21 protein-coding genes and 1 pseudogene are annotated in these 20,499 nt (G+C 71.4%); 9 read left to right on the forward strand and 13 right to left on the reverse strand.

The window, feature by feature from the left end; genetic code table 11:
* Positions 1 to 37: 37 nt before the first annotated feature.
* Positions 38 to 220: pseudogene (locus ABZ354_RS24570) on the forward strand (pentachlorophenol monooxygenase); the annotation flags it as partial.
* Positions 221 to 233: 13 nt separating this feature from the next.
* Here the strand turns inward: ABZ354_RS24570 and leuE are convergent.
* Together leuE and ABZ354_RS24580 are read right to left on the reverse strand one after the other, a co-directional pair.
* Positions 234 to 884: a leucine efflux protein LeuE gene (gene leuE / locus ABZ354_RS24575; RefSeq protein ID WP_358660141.1), complete on the reverse strand. Its 651-nt coding sequence runs from the start codon at positions 882 to 884 to the stop codon at positions 234 to 236.
* Between the two features lie 121 nt (positions 885 to 1,005).
* Positions 1,006 to 2,586 carry a methylmalonyl-CoA mutase family protein gene (locus ABZ354_RS24580; protein WP_358660143.1) on the reverse strand — a complete coding sequence of 527 codons (1,581 nt, stop codon included), beginning with the start codon at positions 2,584 to 2,586 and terminating at the stop codon, positions 1,006 to 1,008.
* A gap of 261 nt (positions 2,587 to 2,847) precedes the next feature.
* Between ABZ354_RS24580 and ABZ354_RS24585 the strand changes: the two genes are divergently transcribed.
* Positions 2,848 to 3,708 carry a L,D-transpeptidase family protein gene (locus ABZ354_RS24585; protein ID WP_358660145.1) on the forward strand — a complete coding sequence of 287 codons (861 nt, stop codon included), beginning with the start codon at positions 2,848 to 2,850 and terminating at the stop codon, positions 3,706 to 3,708.
* Positions 3,709 to 3,918: 210 nt separating this feature from the next.
* Here the strand turns inward: ABZ354_RS24585 and ABZ354_RS24590 are convergent, their stop codons facing one another.
* Positions 3,919 to 5,043, reverse strand: a complete 1,125-nt coding sequence (locus tag ABZ354_RS24590) for a hypothetical protein (RefSeq protein WP_358660147.1) — start codon at positions 5,041 to 5,043, stop codon at positions 3,919 to 3,921.
* The gene (locus tag ABZ354_RS24595; protein ID WP_358660149.1) at positions 5,043 to 5,705 is read right to left on the reverse strand and encodes an RNA polymerase sigma factor; all 663 of its coding nucleotides are present in this window, start codon (positions 5,703 to 5,705) and stop codon (positions 5,043 to 5,045) included. The genes ABZ354_RS24590 and ABZ354_RS24595 overlap by 1 nt, the downstream gene beginning before the upstream one ends.
* 551 nt (positions 5,706 to 6,256) lie before the next feature.
* Between ABZ354_RS24595 and ABZ354_RS24600 the strand changes: the two genes are divergently transcribed.
* Positions 6,257 to 6,394 carry a hypothetical protein gene (locus tag ABZ354_RS24600; RefSeq protein WP_358660151.1) on the forward strand — a complete coding sequence of 46 codons (138 nt, stop codon included), beginning with the start codon at positions 6,257 to 6,259 and terminating at the stop codon, positions 6,392 to 6,394.
* Positions 6,391 to 6,657 (forward strand): hypothetical protein, encoded by a 267-nt coding sequence (locus ABZ354_RS24605; protein ID WP_358660153.1) that lies wholly within the window; start codon positions 6,391 to 6,393, stop codon positions 6,655 to 6,657. Before ABZ354_RS24600 ends, ABZ354_RS24605 begins: the two co-directional genes overlap by 4 nt.
* Before the next feature lie 103 nt (positions 6,658 to 6,760).
* On the opposite strand, the gene ABZ354_RS24610 is transcribed toward ABZ354_RS24605, so the two are convergent.
* The 9 genes from ABZ354_RS24610 to ABZ354_RS24650 all read right to left on the reverse strand — a co-directional run bounded on the left by ABZ354_RS24610 (position 6,761) and on the right by ABZ354_RS24650 (position 15,999).
* The gene (locus ABZ354_RS24610; protein ID WP_358660154.1) at positions 6,761 to 7,240 is read right to left on the reverse strand and encodes a hypothetical protein; all 480 of its coding nucleotides are present in this window, start codon (positions 7,238 to 7,240) and stop codon (positions 6,761 to 6,763) included.
* 187 nt (positions 7,241 to 7,427) lie between these two features.
* Positions 7,428 to 7,862, reverse strand: coding sequence for a hypothetical protein (locus ABZ354_RS24615; protein ID WP_358660156.1), 435 nt, complete (start codon positions 7,860 to 7,862; stop codon positions 7,428 to 7,430).
* A 115-nt stretch (positions 7,863 to 7,977) separates the two neighbouring features.
* Complete coding sequence (locus ABZ354_RS24620; protein ID WP_358660158.1) at positions 7,978 to 8,433, reverse strand: hypothetical protein; 456 nt, start codon at positions 8,431 to 8,433, stop codon at positions 7,978 to 7,980.
* 152 nt (positions 8,434 to 8,585) lie between these two features.
* Positions 8,586 to 10,091 (reverse strand): ATP-binding protein, encoded by a 1,506-nt coding sequence (locus tag ABZ354_RS24625; protein ID WP_358660160.1) that lies wholly within the window; start codon positions 10,089 to 10,091, stop codon positions 8,586 to 8,588.
* 585 nt (positions 10,092 to 10,676) lie between these two features.
* The gene (locus ABZ354_RS24630; RefSeq protein WP_358660161.1) at positions 10,677 to 11,519 is read right to left on the reverse strand and encodes a hypothetical protein; all 843 of its coding nucleotides are present in this window, start codon (positions 11,517 to 11,519) and stop codon (positions 10,677 to 10,679) included.
* A gap of 173 nt (positions 11,520 to 11,692) precedes the next feature.
* Positions 11,693 to 12,310: an RNA polymerase sigma factor gene (locus ABZ354_RS24635; RefSeq protein ID WP_358660163.1), complete on the reverse strand. Its 618-nt coding sequence runs from the start codon at positions 12,308 to 12,310 to the stop codon at positions 11,693 to 11,695.
* 534 nt (positions 12,311 to 12,844) lie between these two features.
* Positions 12,845 to 13,261, reverse strand: a complete 417-nt coding sequence (locus ABZ354_RS24640; RefSeq protein ID WP_358660165.1) for a hypothetical protein — start codon at positions 13,259 to 13,261, stop codon at positions 12,845 to 12,847.
* Between the two features lie 246 nt (positions 13,262 to 13,507).
* The gene (locus tag ABZ354_RS24645) at positions 13,508 to 14,086 is read right to left on the reverse strand and encodes a hypothetical protein (protein WP_358660166.1); all 579 of its coding nucleotides are present in this window, start codon (positions 14,084 to 14,086) and stop codon (positions 13,508 to 13,510) included.
* Between the two features lie 281 nt (positions 14,087 to 14,367).
* On the reverse strand, positions 14,368 to 15,999 hold the full coding sequence (locus ABZ354_RS24650; RefSeq protein WP_358660168.1) for a glycoside hydrolase family 20 protein: 1,632 nt from the start codon (positions 15,997 to 15,999) through the stop codon (positions 14,368 to 14,370).
* A 104-nt stretch (positions 16,000 to 16,103) separates the two neighbouring features.
* On the opposite strand from ABZ354_RS24650, the gene ABZ354_RS24655 reads away from it, so the two are divergent.
* The 5 genes from ABZ354_RS24655 to ABZ354_RS24675 all read left to right on the forward strand — a co-directional run bounded on the left by ABZ354_RS24655 (position 16,104) and on the right by ABZ354_RS24675 (position 20,337).
* A complete protein-coding gene (locus ABZ354_RS24655) occupies positions 16,104 to 16,736 on the forward strand; it encodes a 2-oxo-4-hydroxy-4-carboxy-5-ureidoimidazoline decarboxylase (RefSeq protein ID WP_358660170.1) in 633 nt (210 codons plus the stop codon).
* Between the two features lie 191 nt (positions 16,737 to 16,927).
* The gene (gene sdhC, locus ABZ354_RS24660; protein WP_358660172.1) at positions 16,928 to 17,308 is read left to right on the forward strand and encodes a succinate dehydrogenase, cytochrome b556 subunit; all 381 of its coding nucleotides are present in this window, start codon (positions 16,928 to 16,930) and stop codon (positions 17,306 to 17,308) included.
* A 5-nt stretch (positions 17,309 to 17,313) separates the two neighbouring features.
* Complete coding sequence (locus ABZ354_RS24665) at positions 17,314 to 17,793, forward strand: succinate dehydrogenase hydrophobic membrane anchor subunit (RefSeq protein ID WP_358660174.1); 480 nt, start codon at positions 17,314 to 17,316, stop codon at positions 17,791 to 17,793.
* A gap of 19 nt (positions 17,794 to 17,812) precedes the next feature.
* A complete protein-coding gene (sdhA, locus tag ABZ354_RS24670) occupies positions 17,813 to 19,567 on the forward strand; it encodes a succinate dehydrogenase flavoprotein subunit (protein ID WP_358660176.1) in 1,755 nt (584 codons plus the stop codon).
* The gene (locus tag ABZ354_RS24675; RefSeq protein WP_358660178.1) at positions 19,567 to 20,337 is read left to right on the forward strand and encodes a succinate dehydrogenase iron-sulfur subunit; all 771 of its coding nucleotides are present in this window, start codon (positions 19,567 to 19,569) and stop codon (positions 20,335 to 20,337) included. The genes sdhA and ABZ354_RS24675 overlap by 1 nt, the downstream gene beginning before the upstream one ends.
* The last annotated feature ends 162 nt before the right edge of the window (positions 20,338 to 20,499 follow it).

Genomic DNA, 20,499 nt, shown 5'->3' on the forward strand with positions numbered 1-20,499 from the left:
CCACGGCCGACGCGCCGTGCCCCCCACCCTGCCCCCCACCCTGCTGGCGCTGGGCGTCCCGGCACCCGGCGACATCGCGGTGCCGGTGGTCGGGGGCACGGCCCACGAGCCGTACGGCACGGGCCTGTTCCTGGTGCGTTCCGACGGCCACATGGGCTGGGCGGGCGACCCGGCGGCCGGGGCGGCCGAGTACCTCGCCCGCTTCGCCAGCCGGTGGTGAGCCTCCCGTTCGGCTACGAACTCGCCAGCGAGAGCTTCACCGCGAAGCCCAGGAACAGCGCCCCCGCCGCCGAGGTCGCCCCGGCCGTCAGCCGCCTGCGGCGGCGGAAGGCGGAGGCCAGCCTGGTGCCGCCGAATATCAGCGCGGTGAGGTAGAGGAAGCTGGCGATCTGGGCCAGGACGCCGAGGACGACGAAGGACAGGGCCGGGTGGGCGTAGGCCGGGTCGACGAACTGCACGAAGAAGGCGACGAAGAACAGGATCGCCTTCGGGTTGAAGATGCTGACCAGCAGGGCCCGCCGGAAGGGCCGCTCGTCGGGGCCGGCGGGCTGCGCCTCCCGCGCCCCGGGCCGCTCTCCCCGCGTCCGCCACATACCCCGGGCGGCCCGCAGCATCCCCACCGCGAGCCAGGTCAGATACCCGGCCCCGGCGTACTTCACGATCCCGAACAGCACGGCGTTGGCCTGCAGCAGCGACGCGACGCCGGCCGCCGACAGGGTCATCAGCACGGTGTCGCCGCACCACACGCCGGCCGCGGCGGTGTAGCCCGCCCGCACCCCGCGCCGGGCGGCGACGGACAGCACGTAGAGCGAGTTGGGACCGGGCAGCAGGACGATGAGGATCAGGCCTGCCAGGTAGGTGGGGAGATCGATGACGCCGAACATGGACAGGAGTGTCGCACGCGCCTACGACACCCCGGACCGGCGCCCGTCGGGACCCGCATCCGTCGGGACCGGCGCCCGTCGGGCCCCCGGCCGGGACGGCCTCAGACGGGACCGGCCCCCGTCAGAACGCGTCCGACGGCACGTAGGTCCCCCAGACCTCCCGCAGCGCGTTGCACACCTCGCCCACCGTCGCGCGGGCGCGCAGCGCGTCCTTCATCGGATAGAGGACGTTGTCCTCGCACTCGGCGGCCTTCTTCAGGGCCGTCAGCGCCACGTCCACCGCGTGCTGGTCGCGCTCGGCGCGCAGCCTGGCGAGACGTTCCGCCTGCTGGGCCTCGATGGCCGGGTCGACGCGCAGGGGCTCGTAGGGCTCCTCCTCGTCGAGCTGGAAGCGGTTGACGCCGACGACGACCCGTTCGCCGGAGTCGGTCTCCTGGGCGATGCGGTAGGCGCTGCGCTCGATCTCGCTCTTCTGGAAGCCGCGCTCGATCGCGTTGACCGCGCCGCCCATCTCCTCGACTTTGGCCATCAGCTCCAGCGCAGCGGCCTCGACGTCGTCGGTCATCCTCTCCACGACGTAGGAACCGGCGAACGGGTCGACCGTCGCCGTCACGTCCGTCTCGTAGGCGAGAACCTGCTGGGTGCGCAGTGCCAGGCGGGCGGACTTGTCCGTGGGGAGCGCGATGGCCTCGTCGAAGGAGTTGGTGTGCAGGGACTGCGTGCCGCCGAGGACCGCGCCCAGGCCCTGCACGGCGACGCGCACGAGGTTGACCTCGGGCTGCTGGGCCGTCAGCTGGACGCCCGCCGTCTGCGTGTGGAAGCGCAGCATCAGCGACTTCGGGTTCTCCGCGCCGAACTCCTCGCGCATCACCCGCGCCCAGATGCGGCGCGCGGCACGGAACTTGGCGACCTCCTCCAGGATCGTCGTACGGGCGACGAAGAAGAAGGACAGCCGGGGTGCGAAGTCGTCGACGTCCATGCCCGCGGCGACGGCCGTGCGGACGTACTCGATGCCGTCGGCGAGGGTGAACGCGATCTCCTGTGCGGGGCTCGCCCCCGCCTCGGCCATGTGGTAGCCGGAGATCGAGATCGTGTTCCACTTCGGGATCTCGGCCTTGCAGTACTTGAAGATGTCGGCGATCAGGCGCAGGGACGGCTTGGGCGGGAAGATGTACGTCCCGCGCGCGATGTACTCCTTCAGCACGTCGTTCTGGATCGTGCCGGTGAGCCTGTCGGCACCGACGCCCTGCTCCTCGGCGACCAGTTGGTAGAGGAGCAGCAGCAGCGCGGCGGGGGCGTTGATCGTCATCGACGTGGAGACCTTGTCCAGCGGGATGCCGCCGAACAGCACCCGCATGTCGTCGATCGAGTCGATGGCGACGCCGACCTTGCCGACCTCGCCGGAGGCGATGGGGGCGTCGGAGTCGTGACCCATCTGGGTGGGCAGGTCGAAGGCGACCGACAGGCCCATCGTGCCGTTGGCGATCAGCTGCTTGTAGCGGGCGTTGGACTCGGTCGCGGTGCCGAAACCGGCGTACTGCCGCATGGTCCAGGGGCGGCCCGTGTACATGGACGGGTACACGCCCCGGGTGAAGGGATACCCGCCCGGCTCGCCCAGCTTCTCCGCCGGGTCCCAGCCCTCAAGGGTGTCCGGCCCGTAGACCGGCTCGATGGGCAGTCCGGACTCCGACTCGCGCGCCATGGTGTTGATGCCTCCCGCTGAGCGTTGTTTCGGGTCACCCGCCGGCTACTTGCCGGTAAGACGCCCTTTCGACGGACTGTAGCGGCGCCCGTGCAGCCCGTGGAGGGGCGCCCGCTGGGACCTTCCTCACAGCCATCTTGCGGTACCGGTCACACCCGTGTCGCGTTGTTCAGGGCCGTCGTGTCCGGGGAACATCCCAGTGACGCCGGGACCCGCCCGGCACATCGTGTGACGTGGGGGGCCGCAGTGCGGACCAAGGGCATGAGCAGGGGCGTCGCGGCGCTGGCGGCACTGGCCGCGGTGGGCGGCGGGTGCGTACTCGGCGGATGCAGGGTGGAGCCGGCCGCCGGGCCGGGCGGGCAGGGCGCCCCGACACGCGTCGGACTCCCGAGCGGTACTCCGTCCGCCCGCGACTCCGGCCCCGGCGCCCCGCGAGACGATCCCAAGCCCGCGTCGCCGCCCGCGTCGCGGCCCCCCTCGCAGCGGCCCGCTCCGGTGCTGTGGTCGCGGGGCGACAGCGGTCCGGACGTCCGCGAACTCCAGGCCCGGCTGCGCCAGGTGGCCTGGCTGTACGACGGCCCGACCGGGACGTACGGCGACCTCACCGAGCGTGCCGTACGGGGCTTCCAGGGCAAGCGCGGCCTGCCGCGGACCGGCGCGACGGACCGGGTCACCTGGCAGCGGCTGCTCGGGATGACGCACGAGCCGGGCAAGTGGGAGCTGTATCTGATGGGCGGGCAGCCGGCCGACGCGCCGGACCCGCGCTGTCTGACCGGCCGCGTGCTGTGCATCAGCAAGGCCAGCCGGACGCTGCGCTGGATGATCGACGGGCGGACCGTGTCCACGACGGAGGTGCGGTTCGGTGCCAAGGGCACCCCGACCCGCGAGGGCACCTTCCGGGTGTACTGGAAGTCCCGCCACCACTGGTCGACGCTCTACGACTCCCCGATGCCGTACGCGATGTTCTTCAGCGGCGGCCAGGCCGTGCACTTCTCCGCGGACTTCGCCGCCCGCGGCTACGCCGGTGCCTCGCACGGCTGCGTCAACGTCCGGGACGAGGCGGCGATCGCCGCGCTGTACGCGCAGGTGAGGAACGGGGACAAGGTCGTCCTCCACTGGTGAGGTGGGAGTGAGGCGCGGGCGGGACCGGGGGAACGGATCCCGCCCGCGCAAGGTGCACGAGCCGTGGGTACGGGGGGAACCCCGGCTCCGTGCAACGGCCGATGACCAGTCGGCTCACTCAGTACTGCGCAGGGGCGGCCGAAAGTGTCACACCTTTGGCGCAGAAAAATCCATTGACCGCGAAACAGCAGGTCAGGACCGGCATCGTGCTCACAGGGTGGTGCTGGGCGCGGGGGTCTCCGAGGCGGTCGCCCCGGGCGTCGGGGCGGGTTCGGCCGACTGGGCCGCCGCGCTGTCCGTACGGTCGCCTCCGTCCGAGCCCTCACCGGCGTCGTCCTGGGTACCGCTCCGGTCGTCCTGGTCGCCCCGGTCGCTCTCGTCGTCCTGGTCGCCTTGGCCGCCCTGGTCGTCCTGGTCGTCCTGGTCGCCCTGGCCACCCTGGTCGCCCTGGTCGCCCTGGCCACCCGGGCGGCCCTCGTTCCCGGGGCCGCCCGGCTCGTCGTGGTGCTTGCCCTGCCCGGGCTCGCCCGGGCCGGTGCCGCCTCGGTCGTCGCCGTCCGCGGCACCGTCGTCCCCGCCGGCCAGGACGCCCTCGCAGTACTTCCCCACCAGCGACGCGCCGCCCGCCGCGCGTTTCAACTCCCGCTTGCGGTCGGCGCCGAGCTTCTTGCCGTCGCGCAGGTCGCGGCAGGCGGACGCGATCCGCTCGGCGGTGGACCCCTGCTCCGTCCCCGGGGACGCCGGGTCCTGACCGGTGCCGTCACCGTCGGCCTTGTCGCGGCCCTTGCCGTCCGTCGCGCCCGGGGAGTTCCCGGGGGTCTCGTCCGCGCGCGCGGAGCCGTCCGGCGCGGGCGTGATCAGCGGCTTCGTGGTCTCGGCCGCCGACACCGACGCCGCGGGTTCCGGTTCGTTCGTGGGGAACGGCGACGGCAGCACTCCGGTGCCCGCCGCGACGGCCACACCGCCGAGCATGCCGGCGGCCAGCGCCGCGGCCAGACCGAACCGCGCGGGCCTCCCCCAGCGTCGGCGGTCCTGCCGGGCACGGCGGCCGAGGCGCACCACACCGATGTCCCCGGACGGGGCCCCGGCGTGCCCGCCCGCGGCGGCGAGCGTCGCGCCCCGCTCCGCGTGCACCTTGCGGAAAGCGGCCATCGCGGCGGCCTCGCCGGGGAGTTCGTCGCTGGTCGGCGGGGGTGGCGCGGCCAGCGCGCCCAGGGTTTCGGCAAGCTGCTCGACCTGCTCGCGGGCGGCGGCGTCGACAGCTTCGAGGGGCTCTCCGCTCAGCAAACGCTCCGCCGTTTCGCGGTCCAGCCACCTGTACTGCTCGTCGGCCATCACATGTCCTTCTGCGTCCGCGCGCGCGTATCCGTCACACCGGCCGACGTCACCGGGCGACCGCGCGGTCGTCGCTGGGGCGGCAGGGCATCGAGTCCGCCGGCTGATTCCGGATCGCCGGCGAGGAGTTCCGCGAGCCTCTTCAGGCCGCGGTGCGCCGCCGTACGGACGGCGCCGGGCCGCTTGCCGAGCGTCTCGGCCGCGGACTTGGCGTCGAGGCCCACGACCACCCGCAGCACGACCGCCTCCGCCTGGTCCTGGGGCAACTGGGCGATGAGGGAGAACGCCCTGTCGGTGGACAGTGACTCCATGGCGTCGCCCGCGGTGTCCGAGTCGGCGGCCCGCCCGGTCAGTACGGTCTCGTCGCCGCCCACGGAGGGGCGACGGCCGCGCATCCGGATGTGGTCCAGGGCGCGGTTGCGGGCGATGCGCGCGGCCCAGCCGCGGAACCGGTCGCCGTCGCCGCTGAACCTGTCCAGGTCGCGGGCGATCTGCAGCCAGGCCTCGGACGCGACGTCCTCGGCGTCCGGGTCGCCCACGAGTGTCCGCACGTACCCGAGCAGCCGCGGGTGCACGGCGCGGTACACAGTCCGGAAGGCGATCTCGTCCCCGTCCTGTGCCGCGTGCACCGCGGCGGTCAGTTCCGCGTCGTCCCCCAGCACCGCGCCCCTCTTGCGCCCGGCCGGTGCCGCTCTCGCGGACCGGGTTCTCGCCGTCGTGGTTCCTCGATCAATGGTTGCGGTTCAAGTTCGCAGGTGGTGGCGGTGGTCGCCCGCCTCCGCACCGGCGCGAACGGCACGTTACGGCCTGCACGCGTCCCCCGTCCATGCCGGTACGGGGTGCAACCAACCTGTGACGCAGAGGGTGTGACAGAAAACGCACCCACGACGCTGTAGGGAGTACGGGCCGCCGCGCGGCCCGTGCCGCGCGACGGCCGGGGCCTCTCCTGTGGGGGGTGGCGGCCCCGGTCGTCTTCGCGGTTCACCGCCTCTGACCTGGGGCTTTGCGCGGATTTCGTGACCAGCGCGACCAGCGCGTGACCAGCGGGCCAGACGCCTCGTGTGATCCGTCGGCCGAGTACGTCGCCGCCCTCGCCGCCGAGTACGTCGGCCTGTAGCGCCGCCGGATGATCGATGGCGGATGGGTCGTCGACGAGGGCGCGATCTGCGACATGTAGGCCGAGGGGCAGCACGTCGTCGCCAAACTCCCCGACATGTGCCCGTACTGGTTGAGGTGCGATTACGGCACCACGAACCCGTTCTCCGCAATCCTGCTCGGCGAGGGCGTCGACGACCGGCTGTACGTCGCCGCCGAGTGGCGCTACGAATCCCGCGCCGCGCACCGCAGATGACCGACGCGCAATACAGCGCTGCCGTCCGGGCGTGGCTCGACGACCTCGACATCGACCCCGAGGGGACGTTCGTCGACCCGAGCGCGAAGTCGTTCTCAACGCAGTTGTGGCAGGACAGACACCCCGGCCTCGCGCGTGCTTCGAACGAGGTCGACGACGGCATCCGCAGCGTGTCGAGCCTGCTCACCGCTGGCTGGCTGCTCGTATACGAATCGAGCGAGGGCCTGCTCGCCGAACTACCCGGTTACGGTTGGAACCCGTAAGCCACCGAGCGCGGCGAGGACGCCCCGTTGAAGGTGGACGATCACTCAGCCGACGTCTTGCGCTACGCCGTGCACAGCACCGCCCACGAGTGGCGCCATCTACTCACCACTCCTTGCGATCCGTCGGGATCACGATCTCCCGGCCCGCGCGCGCGTCGCGTAGTACCTTCCAACGCTGAGCCCAGCAGTAAGCAGAGAACGAGAAAAGCGCCACCCATGGCAAGGCCGGTTTGATAGAGACCATTCCGAACAGCCAGGGCACCCCGACCAAGGCGACTGTCCCACCTGTAACGATGAGGGATACGGCAGCCAGGCGCATCCTTAGCCGTACAAATGTCAGGTAGTCCTCGAAAATCCGCTGCTCTCCCTCAGCCCTCCTCCGTCGTGCGTCTCTCTCCCGCCTTCGCTCTGCCTCCTCCCTGTCTAGGATGCGGCGTTGGCGCTCTTCCCAGCGACGCTGTGTCTCCGTCATCGGCAAAGCAGGCGAGTTGAACACGACGTCGCCGTGGATGGATCCCGACTGCACCACGCCCCCGTTGACGTTTCCGCTCAACTCGTTCCGCCTAGACGGCTGTTCGCTCATGCGCCGGAAGATACGCGCTGATCAAACAAGATCACCATTGCTGGGTGGCGATGTCACAACCCGTGGATAGCACTTCGTGGCCACCTCGGACGAGGGCCGACGACCGCTCCGCCGACACGCTGCGGCATATCGTTAAACGGTGCACGTGTGGCACCGCTCTCTCATGACACCACACTGGGCCCGACCTTCACCCCTGAGCAGGAGGTGTACCGAAGTTGAGGGAACCCACAGTGCCAGCCTGAACCACCGTGCCGTGCTGCACGCCTCCACTGATCGAGTTATGGACAGCCACTACCTGCCGATCACTGGAGGCGGGCGCCAATTCGGCAAGGACTTGACGCAGTTCGGCAGCAGCACTCGGACTGGCCAACAAGGCGCGCCGCAACCGCGTGCGCCACTCCGCCTCGACGTCCGAGGCGGTCTGCTCGTGGCCGGCCTCCATCGCCGAGGTCAGCTCTACGCGCGAAGCCTCCAGCTCTCCCTCGATCACGCCTTCCTCACCGCCACGGCGTGAGAAGAACGAGACGATGCGATCACGAGCTTGTGCCCACGAGTCCGCCGCCATCTGCTGAACGAACGTTGTAGCGCCTGCGGCAGCGAGTGCCGTCAACTCCGCGTCCATCAAAGCCCCTTCGCGGCAGGTGAAACGGCCACCGTATTCCCTGATGCTCGATGAACCGAGCACCGACGCCTTGTGGTACGCCGTGCACTCCAATCGCCCGAGCGACGGCACCTGCTCACCAGTACAACCGGGAACGCGGGACCTTGATCGTCTTTCTTGCGTTCCACCTCCTGATAATCAATGTGGCCCGTACCCAACCGATGACAGAGGCGGCCCCCAGCAGCAACGCAGCGAGGGCGCCCATCTGTTGGCGTCCAGGCAACACCCATCCATGCATCTGTTCCCATACGACCGCAGCTCCTGCGAGCAGCAGGAACAGGACCGAAGTACGTCGGCGCCAGCGCATAACGGTCACGTATTGCTGGGCCCGGCGGTGACCCACCGCAGCTTGGGCAGCCTCGGCGGCCGCGATTCTCTGCTGTCGCTGCGCCCAATGACGCTGTGCTTCTTGCACCTCGGGACTGATGGGGGCCCCACCGAACACTACGTCGCCGTGGATAGCTCCCGCCTGCACGACGTTCCCCCCGACATGGCCACTCAACTCGTTGCGCGTGCCCGGCTGTTCGCTCAAGAGCGGAAGATACGCCAGGCGTTCGAATGATCACCATCGGAGGAACCATGCCCCTGCCGGAGACCGGCGCCGCCCCCACGACGCTCACACCACTCACACCACGCAGCCGGGCGTCGAACGCGTCATCGTCTGCGTGCCGGTGAGCGGGAACCTCACCTTCTGTAAAGGGTGGCCAGATCAACTAGGAGGAGGTCGTCACGGCGCTCGGCGAGGTCGACCAGATCCGGGTAGAAGCCGTGCAGGGAGTACAGGGCCAGCGTGGCGGCAGCGGTGTCGTACCCCTGGTCTGCGAGCAGGGCACGGATGCGTTCCAGGCGCTCCAGGTCACCGGTCCCCCGGCGGGCGGCGGTCGCCTTGGCCTCGCCCAGCAGCGCGATCCTCGCTCGGGGAGCCTGCGGGCGCTCACCGGCGGCCAGGGCGATGACGTCGACCTCGTGCTTGGTCCGGGCGGCCTGGTCGGCCACCTCGGTGGTGCCGACCGGGCCGGGCAGTCCACTGGCCAACAGGGTGTGGGCATAGCGGCGAGTGAAATCTCGGGCCAGGTCCTCGAAGTGCGGTCCGAGGATCTTGGAGTTGAAGGTCGGGGCAGCCTGCCGCCACACCTGCTCGGCGAAGCCCTGCTCCACGGCGGCGGCCTGCGGGAGGGTGATGAGCTGGTTGAAGCGGATGACGGGGTCGGCGAGGGTGATGACGGGGTGCTTGGAGCGGAGGATGTCCTGTTCCCGTCGGATGTAGCCGGTGGATTCCAGCACTCCGAGCGGGTGGGCGACGGCGTTGCGCGGACGCTCCAAGGCAGCGCCGATCTTGCTGGGTGTGGTGGCTCCGTTCGCGATCGCGGTGAGGATGTCGTAGTACAGCGTGTGCTGCGTGATCCTCGGGTCCTCGCGCAGCAGGTATTCGGTCTCGGTGCGGGAGTACACCGCCCGCCCCGGGTCGAGCAGCGTCCGGGTAAGCCAGGCGTCGAAGCCGTCGTCCGGATGCGGACGGGCAGCCACCGGCCGGTAGCCGGGGGCCCCGCCGAGGACCGCGTGCACTTTCAGCGCGGTCAGCGGGTCGGCGATCTGCCAGAAGTCCCGGCTGTCCCGGTAGTCGAAGGCCCCCAGCCGTAGATCGACCACGGCGCGTCCCCGCAGCGGCTTGGTCCCCGAGAGCAGTTCGTGCATGACACTCATCGCCGAGCCGCACAGAATCATCCGCGGTCCGGTCCCGACACCGGACGGGGCGCCACGCTGGCGCTCGTCATAGAGTTGCTGCAACAGACCCGGGATCTCGGGCGAGTGCTGGAGCAGATACGGCAACTCGTCGATCACCAGCAGCGGATACGCCGAGCGGGCCGTCACATCAAGGGCGTTGGACAACACGTCACGCCAGTCGGTCAGGCGCAGACTGCCCGGCCTCAGACCGGCATGCGCGGCGACCGCGTCACTGAATCGCTGGATCGCAGGCAGCCGCCCCTCCTCCCGGACCGCTGTCACGTACAGGCCGCCGACCTGCTCGGACAGGGCCTGCAGAAGGTACGACTTCCCGTGCCGCCGCCGCCCGGACACGATCCCGAGCCGCATCGCCGGATCCGGATCGGTGAGGAACTCCGCGAGCAGACCCCACTCCCGGTCCCGGTCGACCACGTCGTCCGGCTTAGCCAGCGGACTCTTCTTCACTCGCCCTCCCACACCTCGACCACGACGGAAGACGTCTAAGTCTACTCCGACAAGTTGCGTCGTACTGGAATTCACCCCATAGCCCGAACGAAGCCAAAGCGACGTGGCGCCCTGCGGGCCGTCCCGACGGCCCGCAGGGGCTGACCCGACGGTTGGACACGTGACCAGCGCGTGACCAGTAGCCGTCAGGAACAGCCAGAAACACCCAGATCGAGGCCGAGCTAGACGGGAAACGGGAACCTGCACCGAGACAGCAAAACGCCTGGTCAGAGGCCCTCTGCGGCTCAATCAAGCCAGGAGTGGCGGCCCCGGCCGTTGCCTTGGCAGCCTGCCCTCCGGGCCCTGCGGCACCGTGGGGTCCCACGGCGCGCGAGCGGGCCCACGGCCCGCCTCCGCGGACGCGCTCACCGGCTCTCCCGCGGGTCCCGTCCGCCGTGCCCCGCCTCCGGCGGCCTGACGCCGACGCCGAGCCCTCCGCTCTTCGGGCATGGCCGTCCGCCGGGAGGGTCTTCCGCCTGCCACCGGCGCTCCATCCGGCCGGGTGAATCCCCCCGTTCCCTGCGCTGCCCCGGCTCCGTGTGGCCGCTACCTGCTCGCGGCGCCGTCCCTGTCCAGGTCCGGCCGGGTGACCGCCGTGCCCAGGACGTCCTCCGTGACACTCTCCAGGTCCGGGACCGGCGGCGTGTCCAGGTGTCCGGCGATCGGGCCCGCCGTGGTGTGTGCCGTGGGCAGCGCCGGTACGTCCGGGGTGGGCACGGCCGGTATGTCCGGGACGTCGGGAGCGTCGGACCGGCCCGGTGTGGCGGCCCCGCCCTCGCCGCGGCCCTCTCCCAGTCTGCGCGCGCAGTACCCGTCGACCTTCTTTTCGCTGCCCGCCGCGTCGACGAGCCACCGCCAGGCCGTCGCCTCCAGGCTCTCGCCGCGCCCCTTCACTCTCTCGTAGGCCCGGCAACGGGCCTCGGTGTCGCGGGCGGTGCCCGGGCGGTCCCGTTCGGCGGACGCCGAGGGCGGCACGGGGGCGGCGGGGCCGGTGTCCCGCTGCCCGGGGCGGCCCGTCGCCGGGGAGCTCGCCGGGGGTCGTCCGTCGCCGGCGCCCCGCGAGGGGGAGTCCACGGCGCCGATCGCCGCGTACGCGACGCCGCCCAGGGTGAAGCCGGCGAGCAGCACCGACAGAGTCGTCCTGAGGGACCGGGCGCCGCGCAGGCCGCGGGGGCTCCAGTCGTCCCGGCGGCGGGTCCGGGCCTGGTGCGCGCCCGCCTGACGGGCGGCACGGTACGCGTGCACGGCGCGCTGTTCGGCCTCGCCGTCCACGTGGTCCACGCGCAGCGCCGCCGCGAGCAGCGCCTCCAGGCCTGCACCGGGCTCGGAGTTGCCGGGGTGCGCGCGCCGCGGGCCGGGGAGCCCGTCGCCGCTGTGCGGTTCACCCATGTCCGTACCCGCCCTTGCCTGTTCCGGCCGCGCTGCCGCCGGTTCCGTGTATCCGTCCGGGCCCGTCACCGGCCCGTGTCGCACGAACCCCGGTCCGCCCCTTTCCACGGGGGGACCCGCCCTGCCTGTTCAGGCCGCCCGGTTCCGGGTTGGGCCGCCGGTCGCGGCGAAGTTCATGTCGACTCACCCAGCGTGCGGGAAGCCTCATCCGTCACACTCTCCACGCCGAGCTGTTTCGCGAGGCGCTTCAGCCCCCGGTAGGCGGCGGTGCGTACCGCGCCCGGCCGTTTACCCAGGACGCGTGCGGCGGCCGGGCCGTCGAGGCCGATGACCACCCGCAGCAGCACGGCCTCGGCCTGGTCGCGCGGCAGGGAGCGGACCAGCCCCAGGGCGTGCTCGGTCGACATGTTCTCCAGTACCTGCTCGTGTGTGCTGTGCGGGCCGGGCAACTCCAGGACGTCCTGTTCGAGTGTGGTCCCCCGGGGCCGCACCCGGCGGCGGCGGAGGTGGTCAAGCGCCCGGTGCCGGGCGATCGTCGCGGTCCAGCCGCGAAACCCGGCGCCGTCGCCCTTGAACCGCCCGAGGTCGCGGGCGATCTCCAGCCAGGCGTCCGAGGCCACGTCCTCCGCCTCGTCCCCCACGAGACCGCGCAGATAGCCCAGCAGCCCGGGCTGCACGAGCCGGTAGGCGACCGCGAAAGCGGCTTCGTCGCCCTCCTGGGCCCGCGTGACGGCCGCGCCCAATTCCCCGTCGTACGCCTGTGCGCGGCGGGGTTCCCCTCCGTGGCCCAAGAGATGTCCTCGTCCGTACCGAGTGAGTGGCGGTTCCCGTCGTGCGACACGTCCGGCCGTGCCCACGCCCCCACGCTCATCAGCGCCGGACCGCACAGAAGTGTCACAGGTCACCCCTTGTGTCCCGAGCGGCACCTGGTCCGTGGTTCACGGACGGCGCCACCGACGCGTGCGACCTGCCGTGCAGCGTCGGGCAGAAGGTCCGCAGCGAGTCCTCGGGAGGTCCGGCCCGGAAGTGGTCGCGGGCCTCGCGGAGCGGTTTCCGGGCCCGCACGTCCGGCATCGGCATCCCGACCGGCGGGCCGAGGCGGGACCGCCGCCGGCGTCGAGATCCACCCGGTCCGCGCCCGTCCGGCGGACGAGGACCTCGCCGACGTACGCGCCGGGCCCGAACGGCGCGGCGTGCGCGGCCGGAGCCGTCCTGGCGCGGCCCGCCGACGGGGAGGTCCGCTCCCTGACGCCGTGACACCGGCACACGCGGAGGACTGCGGCCGGGGCCCCGGCCCCCGTGGACACCGGCCGCCTGTCCCGGCGTCAGCCGGCCGGCCGCGCCGCCTCCGTCGCGTCCCGGCACAGCAGCCGCAGGGACCCGCCTCCGTCGAAGCAGCGCCGCGCCTCCTCGATCGGGTCCCACAGCCGCCCGTCCGGCGTGCGCACCCAGTGGTCACCGCCCGACGACCACCACTCCCCGTCGGCCTGCCGGGCGATCACCTCTCCGGCGTACGCCCCGAAACCCCGCAGGACCAGGTCCAGCGCGGCGGGCGGCGGTGCCTCCCGCCGGATGCCGTCTATCATCCGGTCGACGCTCCACAGGCTCTGCGCCGAGTAGTCGAGCCTCAGCCGCGCCCCCTCCCGCATCGCCGCCACCGTGTCGGCCGCCCAGCGCCTCGGCTTTGCCGCGGCGGAGGGCCTGGATCCGTGCTGTGTCGTCTCAGTCGTCGCACTCGTCACATGGGTTGCAGCGCAACGCGGCAGCGAAACATCACTGCGTTCCGCGCGGGTTTCCGGGGCCGTACGGGACCTCCCCGGCGATCCCCCGTCCGCCGCACGGCACCACCGGACGGGTCACACGGCATCCCCGCAGGTGGGGTGTGCCGGCCCGCACCACGCGAACGGCGGGACGGCTCCCGCGCGCTGCCGTTCCCGGTCCGCCCCGGCCACGCCCGGCGCCCGCCCGCCGGCTCCGGTGGCGGGCCGTCAGCCCCGTACGCGTGCCCGGCGTGACACCACCGCGCGCAGTACGCGGCGCCCTTCCGTGCACACCTCCAGCGCGGGACGCAGCCCGGCGCCGCCGTGACCGGCGAGGAGTTCGAGGACGGTGATCTGGCGGCGCAGTTCGGCGGCGACCAGCGGCGACATGCCCTCCGTACGGCCCTCGCGGCGTGCCTCGGCCAGGTCCTCGTCGTCGCCGGCGTCGAGCAGCCGGTGGATCTCCAGCGACGCGACCGAGCAGGCGTCGGACCAGGTCCGTACGTCGGCGGCGGCGGTGCGGTCGGCCGGGGCGTGGGCGAGCATGCTGCGGGCCAGCAGCACGGCCTCGTCCTCGGCGTCGTCCTCGCCCTCGGGAGTGCCCGCGAGCTGGTCGCGTGCCTGCTCCAGGCTCATGGACCAGTCCTCGCCGGAGGCGTCGGCGGAGGCATCCGTGAGGCTCATCCACAGCGGGCGCAGCACCTCGTCGTCGCCGCCCAGCAGGGGCACGCACCGATCCAAACAAGCCAGTCCGCTCGCGGCGAGACCGCGTTCGTCGGCCCGTGCGATCAGTTCCACCAGGCTCATCCACGCCTCCCTCTGCGGGGTCCGTCGAGGACTCCACCGGCCTCCACGGCCCTCGCATCGGGCTCCTTGTCGGCAAGGAGCCCGCACTTCCCCCGGCCGCGTGCGACGCCCCAGGAGTCACACGGCGCGGCGCGGGTCCCGGCCGGCGGTCGGAGGAAGATGTTTTCGGCCACAGGGTCGTGGGGCGACGGTGGGTACGTCAAGGAGTCGGGCGCAGGGGGAACTCCGCCGTTCGGGCCACCCCGGCGCGGCGGGGCCGCCGGCCGGGTGCCGACGGGCCGTCAGCCGAGCCGGTCCGCCAGGGACTTGAAAGCGGCCCAGGACAGTTGGGGCCGGCCCGGGTCCCACAGTTTCTGCACGGTCGCCCGCAGGGGCATCCGGATCCCGGACGCGACCTGCTCCTGCGTCTGGGAGTTGGCCAGGTCGCACCAGACGGCGAGGCTGCCGCCGAGGATCTGGTCGTCGTAGCGGGCGGGGACGGCGGTGCTGCCGCGCAGGACGCGCGGCGTCCACTGCTGGTAGATCCGCTCGCCGGTGGGGTAGACGAAGGTCTGCGGTTCGCCGAGGACGTAGTACAGGTACTCGTCGTTGTAGTTGAGGACCTTGCGGCCCGCGCTCAGGTACTCGACGGGCTGCCGGGCGCCGATCTCCTTGCCCGTCCAGTAGGCGACCTGGAGGTTCTCGTCGGCCTTCACGGACGTGCCGGCGAAGAAGCCGTCGTTCCAGGCGCGGGGCGTGCGGTCGTGGGTGCGGACGGTGCCGGCGCGGTCGTTGAGCCAGTCGGTCGCGAGGTCGGCGACGGTTCCGCCGGACCCGTGGGCCTCGCGCGCGGCGGCGGCGAGCTGCGGGTAGGCCGACTCCGGGTCGGACGCGGTCAGCGCCAGGTACTCGTCGGCGCCGAGGTGCCACTGGTTGCCGGGGAACAGCCCCGCGTACTCGTTCAGCAGGTCGTCGACGATGTCCGCGGCCCCGCTCTTGGAGATGTCGAGGGCGCCCCTGGTCGGCACGCCGTTCACATTCCGCAGCTGGAGGCCGGGGTGGGCGGCGATGACCGCGCCGAGGTGGCCGGGTGAGTCGATCTCCGGTACGACCGTGATGTGCCGCTCGGTGGCGAGGGCGACGATCTTCTTCACCTGCGCCTTGGTGAGGTGGTCCCCGGACACGATCTCGGGGTGGCTGTCGGACTCGATGCGGAAGGACTGGTCGTCGGAGAAGTGCAGCCCGAGTTCGTTGAACTTGAGGTCGCCGAGCTCGCGGACCCGGTCCTCGATCCAGTCCGCGGCGAAGTGCTTGCGCGCGATGTCCAGCATGAACCCGCGCCGCGGCTTCGCCGGCTCGTCCCGCACGACGCCCTCCGGTGCCGTCCCGCCGTCGTGCACCTCCTGCTTCAGGGTGCGCGTGCCGTAGAAGACGCCCGCGTCGTCGGGCCCGCTGACGGTGACCCGCCCGCCGCGCACGGTCATGGTGTACGACTCCGGGTTCGCGCCCTCGTCGCCGTTGAGCGCGAGCCGCAGGTCCCCGGCCCGCACGTCGTCCTTCTCACCCGCGTAGCTCATCCCCAGCTCGGAGGCGACGAGCCGGCCCTCGTCGGCCAGGTCGGCGTCGGCGACGACCACGCGGTTGCCCCGCTCGGGGCGCCAGCCGGGGCCGCGCGCCGGGGTGTGGTCGCGCACCGCGGGGATGGTCCGGGGTGCCTTGGACAGCGGGTAGGAGCGCGTGGGGCCGGGGGTGGGCTCGGCCGGCCCGGTCGCGGCGGCGCCCGCGGACCGGTCCCCCGGATCGCCGTCGTCGCCGGAGGCCGCCCAGAGGCCGACGCCCAGACCGGCCACGGCGAGGACTCCGGCGACCGCTGCCGCCGCGACCCGCCGTCGCTCCACTGTTCGCGCCGGTGCCCGGCGCCTGTGCTGGCTCATCGCGCCCACCGTAAGCACGGAACTGTCCCTCGCACGTTCTCAAACTCTCCCGACCGGGTGAAATCCGGGCATCCGTCGGACACGCTGTGACCCTCATGGGTAACGTGGCCGCACATCGCACACATCTTCCCCTGCCGACACACACGCAACGCCCACGAGGACCCACGCTGCCCGCGCACCGTCTCCCGCACCTCTCCGGCCGTGTCGCCCCACCGGCCCCCCCGTGCGGCACCTCTTCCCCACTGGGGCGCTTCAACACGGCGCCGGCCGCCACCGCGCGCCGCGCCCTGCTCACCTGCCTCACGAGCCCCCGCTGGGCCGAGCGCGTCGCGGCGCACCGCCCGTACCCCGACCTGGACGCCCTGCTCGCCGCCGCCGACGAGGCGGCGTACGACCTGGACCCGGCGGACCTCACCCGGGCCCTGGCCGCCGAGCCCCTGCCCGCGCTGCCCGCCGGCACCTACTCCGCCGCACACACCGCCCTCAGCGCCGCCCACGCCGCCTACGAGGCCAGATTCGGACACGCGTTCGTCATCTACCTCGGCGACACGCCCGTCGGCGAAATACCGGACCGTGTCCTGGAAGGCATCCGGTCACGTCTGACGAACGATCCGGAGGAGGAGCGGGTCGTGGCGGCCGACCAGCTTCGCAGACTGGCCGGGAAACGCTTGCGGGACGCAGCCGAGGGCGCGGGGAACCGCGCGGGATGCCACGACGGCACCCCACCCGGCCCATAACCGGACGAGCCACCGTCAAAGCCGCGGCCGGTACCCCGATCGCGTGCCACTTTGATCACACCGCCCGACCCCGGCTGAGCCCGGCGGCGGCGCATCGCTACGATGCTGGGGGCCGGTGGACCGTACCCGGCCTGGCCCGACCGACAGAGAAGCCGGCGCGGCCCCAATCCCCGCTCCCGGAGGAAACTTCCGTGCCGGCTGGAACGCTGTACCGCGGCCGGGAAGGAATGTGGTCCTGGGTGGCTCACCGAGTCACCGGCGTCCTCATCTTCTTCTTCCTGTTCGTCCACGTCCTGGACACCTCACTCGTCCGCGTCTCCCCCGAGGCCTACGACAAGGTCGTGGCCACGTACAAGACGCCGATCGTCGCGCTGCTGGAATACGGCCTCGTCGCCGCCGTCCTCTTCCACGCGCTCAACGGTCTGCGTGTCATCGCCGTCGACTTCTGGTCCAAGGGCCCGCGCTACCAGAAGCAGATGCTGTGGTCCGTCGTCGGCCTGTGGGTCGTGCTGATGCTCGGGGCGATCTACCCCGTCCTCGGCCACGCCGCTCGTGAACTCTTCGGGAGCTGACGCCGATGTCCACCGAAACCACTGTCGCCGGTGTCGGCCCCGTGGAGGGCGCCTCCCTCTACAGCGTCGACAACCCCGCGCCCCTCATCGAGGCCCCGCGCAAGCGCACCAAGAAGACCCCGAAGTCCACGCGGGGCAACTTCGAGCTCTACGGCTGGCTGTTCATGCGGCTGTCCGGCGTCGTGCTCGTCGTCCTGGTCATCGGCCACCTGCTGATCCAGCTCGTGCTGGACGGCGGCGTGTCGAAGATCGGCTTCGCGTTCGTCGCCGGCCGCTGGGCGTCGCCGTTCTGGCAGGTCTGGGACCTGGCGATGCTCTGGCTCGCGATGCTGCACGGCACGAACGGCCTGCGTACGGTCATCAACGACTACGCGGAGCGCGCGAACACCAGGGTGTGGCTCAAGGGCCTGCTCTACACCGCCACGGTGTTCACCATCCTGCTGGGCACGCTGGTGATCTTCACCTTCGACCCGAACATCCGCTAGGCACGGGGCTGCGAGAATCATGAAGATCCACAAGTACGACACCGTCATCGTCGGCGCCGGTGGCGCGGGCATGCGCGCGGCCATCGAGTCCACGAAGCGCAGCCGCACCGCCGTGCTGACCAAGCTCTACCCGACCCGCTCCCACACGGGCGCCGCGCAGGGCGGCATGGCCGCCGCGCTCGCCAACGTGGAGGAGGACAACTGGGAGTGGCACACCTTCGACACGGTCAAGGGCGGTGACTACCTGGTCGACCAGGACGCCGCCGAGATCCTGGCGAAGGAGGCCATCGACTCCGTCCTCGACCTGGAGAAGATGGGCCTGCCGTTCAACCGCACCCCGGACGGCACCATCGACCAGCGCCGCTTCGGCGGCCACTCCCGCAACCACGGCGAGGCCCCGGTCCGCCGGTCCTGCTACGCCGCGGACCGCACCGGCCACATGATCCTCCAGACGCTGTACCAGAACTGCGTCAAGGAGGGCGTGGAGTTCTTCAACGAGTTCTACGTCCTGGACCAGCTGATCACCGAGGTCGACGGCGTCAGGCGCTCGGCCGGTGTCGTGGCGTACGAGCTGGCGACCGGCGAGATCCACGTCTTCCGCGCGAAGTCCGTGATCTACGCGTCCGGCGGCACCGGCAAGTTCTTCAAGGTGACGTCCAACGCGCACACGCTGACCGGTGACGGCCAGGCGGCCGTGTACCGGCGGGGCATCCCGCTGGAGGACATGGAGTTCTTCCAGTTCCACCCGACCGGCATCTGGCGCATGGGCATCCTGCTGACGGAGGGCGCCCGCGGTGAGGGCGGCATCCTGCGCAACAAGGACGGCGAGCGCTTCATGGAGAAGTACGCGCCGGTCATGAAGGACCTCGCCTCGCGCGACGTGGTGTCGCGGTCCATCTACACCGAGATCCGTGAGGGCCGCGGCTGCGGTCCCGAGGGCGACCACGTCTTCCTGGACCTCACTCACCTCCCGCCGGAGCAGCTCGACGCCAAGCTGCCCGACATCACGGAGTTCGCCCGCACGTACCTCGGTATCGAGCCGTACACGGACCCCATCCCGATCCAGCCCACCGCGCACTACGCGATGGGCGGCATCCCGACCAACGTCCAGGGTGAGGTCCTCGCGGACAACACCACGGTCGTGCCGGGCCTGTACGCCGCCGGTGAGGTCGCCTGCGTGTCCGTGCACGGCGCCAACCGGCTCGGCACCAACTCGCTGCTGGACATCAACGTGTTCGGCAAGCGGGCGGGCATCGCCGCCGCCGAGTACGCGCAGACCGCGGACTTCGCGGAGCTGCCCGAGGACCCCGAGTCCCTGGTCGTGGCGCAGATCGAGCGGCTGCGCAGTTCCACCGGCAGCGAGCGGGTGGCCACGCTGCGCCGCGAACTGCAGGAGGTCATGGACGCCAACGTCATGGTGTTCCGCACCGAGCAGACCATCAAGACGGCGGTCGAGAAGATCGCCGAGCTGCGCGAGCGGTACAAGAACGTGGCGATCCAGGACAAGGGCAAGCGGTTCAACACCGACCTGCTGGAGGCCGTCGAGCTGGGCAACCTGCTCGACCTCGCCGAGGTCATGGCCATTTCCGCGCTGGCCCGCAAGGAGTCCCGCGGCGGCCACTACCGCGAGGACTACCCGAACCGCGACGACGTCAACTTCATGCGCCACACCATGGCGTACCGCGAGGTGGGCGACGACGGCACCGAGACCGTCCGACTCGACTACAAGCCGGTCGTCCAGACCCGCTACCAGCCGATGGAGCGTAAGTACTGATGGCAACCCCTGTCCTGGACAAGGCCGAGACCCCGGGCTCCGCGTCCGCGGACTCCCCGTACATCACCGTCACCTTCCGGGTCCGCCGGTTCAACCCGGAGGTCTCGGCGGAGTCGACCTGGGAAGACTTCCAGCTGGAGATCGACCCCAAGGAGCGCGTCCTCGACGGTCTCCACAAGATCAAGTGGGAGCTGGACGGGTCGCTGACCTTCCGCCGTTCCTGCGCCCACGGCATCTGCGGCTCGGACGCCATGCGGATCAACGGCAAGAACCGCCTGGCCTGCAAGACGCTGATCAAGGACATCAGTCCGGAGAAGCCGATCACGGTCGAGCCCATAAAGGGCCTGACGGTCCTGAAGGACCTCGTGGTCGACATGGAGCCGTTCTTCCAGGCGTACCGGGACGTGATGCCCTTCCTGGTCACGAAGGACACCAACGAGCCGACGCGCGAGCGGCTGCAGACCGCCGAGGACCGCGAGCGCTTCGACGACACGACGAAGTGCATCCTGTGCGCCGCCTGCACGTCCTCGTGCCCGGTGTTCTGGAACGACGGGCAGTACTTCGGCCCGGCGGCCATCGTCAACGCGCACCGCTTCATCTTCGACTCGCGTGACGAGGCGGGCGAGCAGCGCCTGGAGATCCTCAACGACCGCGACGGCGTGTGGCGCTGCCGTACGACCTTCAACTGCACGGACGCCTGTCCGCGCGGAATCGAGGTCACGAAGGCCATCGCCGAGGTGAAGCGGGCGCTGATCACGCGCCGCTTCTGACGTCTTCGACACCCCGCGGCCCGGGGCCCCGCCTGTTCTCGCAGGCGGGGCCCCGGGCTTTTGCACACCCGCCCCGGCGTTCCCGTCTCCCGCCCGACGTCGTACGCGTGGCCGGGAATCACCCGGTAAGCCGACAATCCACAGTTTTGAGTGACTACTGAC

It is taken from the genome of Streptomyces sp. NPDC005925 (genome assembly GCF_040638805.1).
Lineage (GTDB): Bacteria > Actinomycetota > Actinomycetes > Streptomycetales > Streptomycetaceae > Streptomyces.

Bases quoted from the DNA above. Each gene is read 5' to 3' on its own strand.
- ABZ354_RS24665 (WP_358660174.1), top strand. From the start codon at position 17,314: ATGTCCACCGAAACCACTGTCGCCGGTGTCGGCCCCGTGGAGGGCGCC.
- ABZ354_RS24605 (WP_358660153.1), top strand. From the start codon at position 6,391: ATGACCGACGCGCAATACAGCGCTGCCGTCCGGGCGTGGCTCGACGAC.
- ABZ354_RS24610 (WP_358660154.1), bottom strand. From the start codon at position 7,240: ATGAGCGAACAGCCGTCTAGGCGGAACGAGTTGAGCGGAAACGTCAAC.
- leuE (WP_358660141.1), bottom strand. From the start codon at position 884: ATGTTCGGCGTCATCGATCTCCCCACCTACCTGGCAGGCCTGATCCTC.
- ABZ354_RS24600 (WP_358660151.1), top strand. From the start codon at position 6,257: ATGTGCCCGTACTGGTTGAGGTGCGATTACGGCACCACGAACCCGTTC.
- ABZ354_RS24645 (WP_358660166.1), bottom strand. From the start codon at position 14,086: ATGAGCCTGGTGGAACTGATCGCACGGGCCGACGAACGCGGTCTCGCC.
- ABZ354_RS24615 (WP_358660156.1), bottom strand. From the start codon at position 7,862: ATGGACGCGGAGTTGACGGCACTCGCTGCCGCAGGCGCTACAACGTTC.
- ABZ354_RS24630 (WP_358660161.1), bottom strand. From the start codon at position 11,519: ATGGGTGAACCGCACAGCGGCGACGGGCTCCCCGGCCCGCGGCGCGCG.
- ABZ354_RS24590 (WP_358660147.1), bottom strand. From the start codon at position 5,043: ATGGCCGACGAGCAGTACAGGTGGCTGGACCGCGAAACGGCGGAGCGT.
- ABZ354_RS24675 (WP_358660178.1), top strand. From the start codon at position 19,567: ATGGCAACCCCTGTCCTGGACAAGGCCGAGACCCCGGGCTCCGCGTCC.
- sdhA (WP_358660176.1), top strand. From the start codon at position 17,813: ATGAAGATCCACAAGTACGACACCGTCATCGTCGGCGCCGGTGGCGCG.
- ABZ354_RS24585 (WP_358660145.1), top strand. From the start codon at position 2,848: ATGAGCAGGGGCGTCGCGGCGCTGGCGGCACTGGCCGCGGTGGGCGGC.
- ABZ354_RS24650 (WP_358660168.1), bottom strand. From the start codon at position 15,999: ATGAGCCAGCACAGGCGCCGGGCACCGGCGCGAACAGTGGAGCGACGG.
- ABZ354_RS24580 (WP_358660143.1), bottom strand. From the start codon at position 2,586: ATGGCGCGCGAGTCGGAGTCCGGACTGCCCATCGAGCCGGTCTACGGG.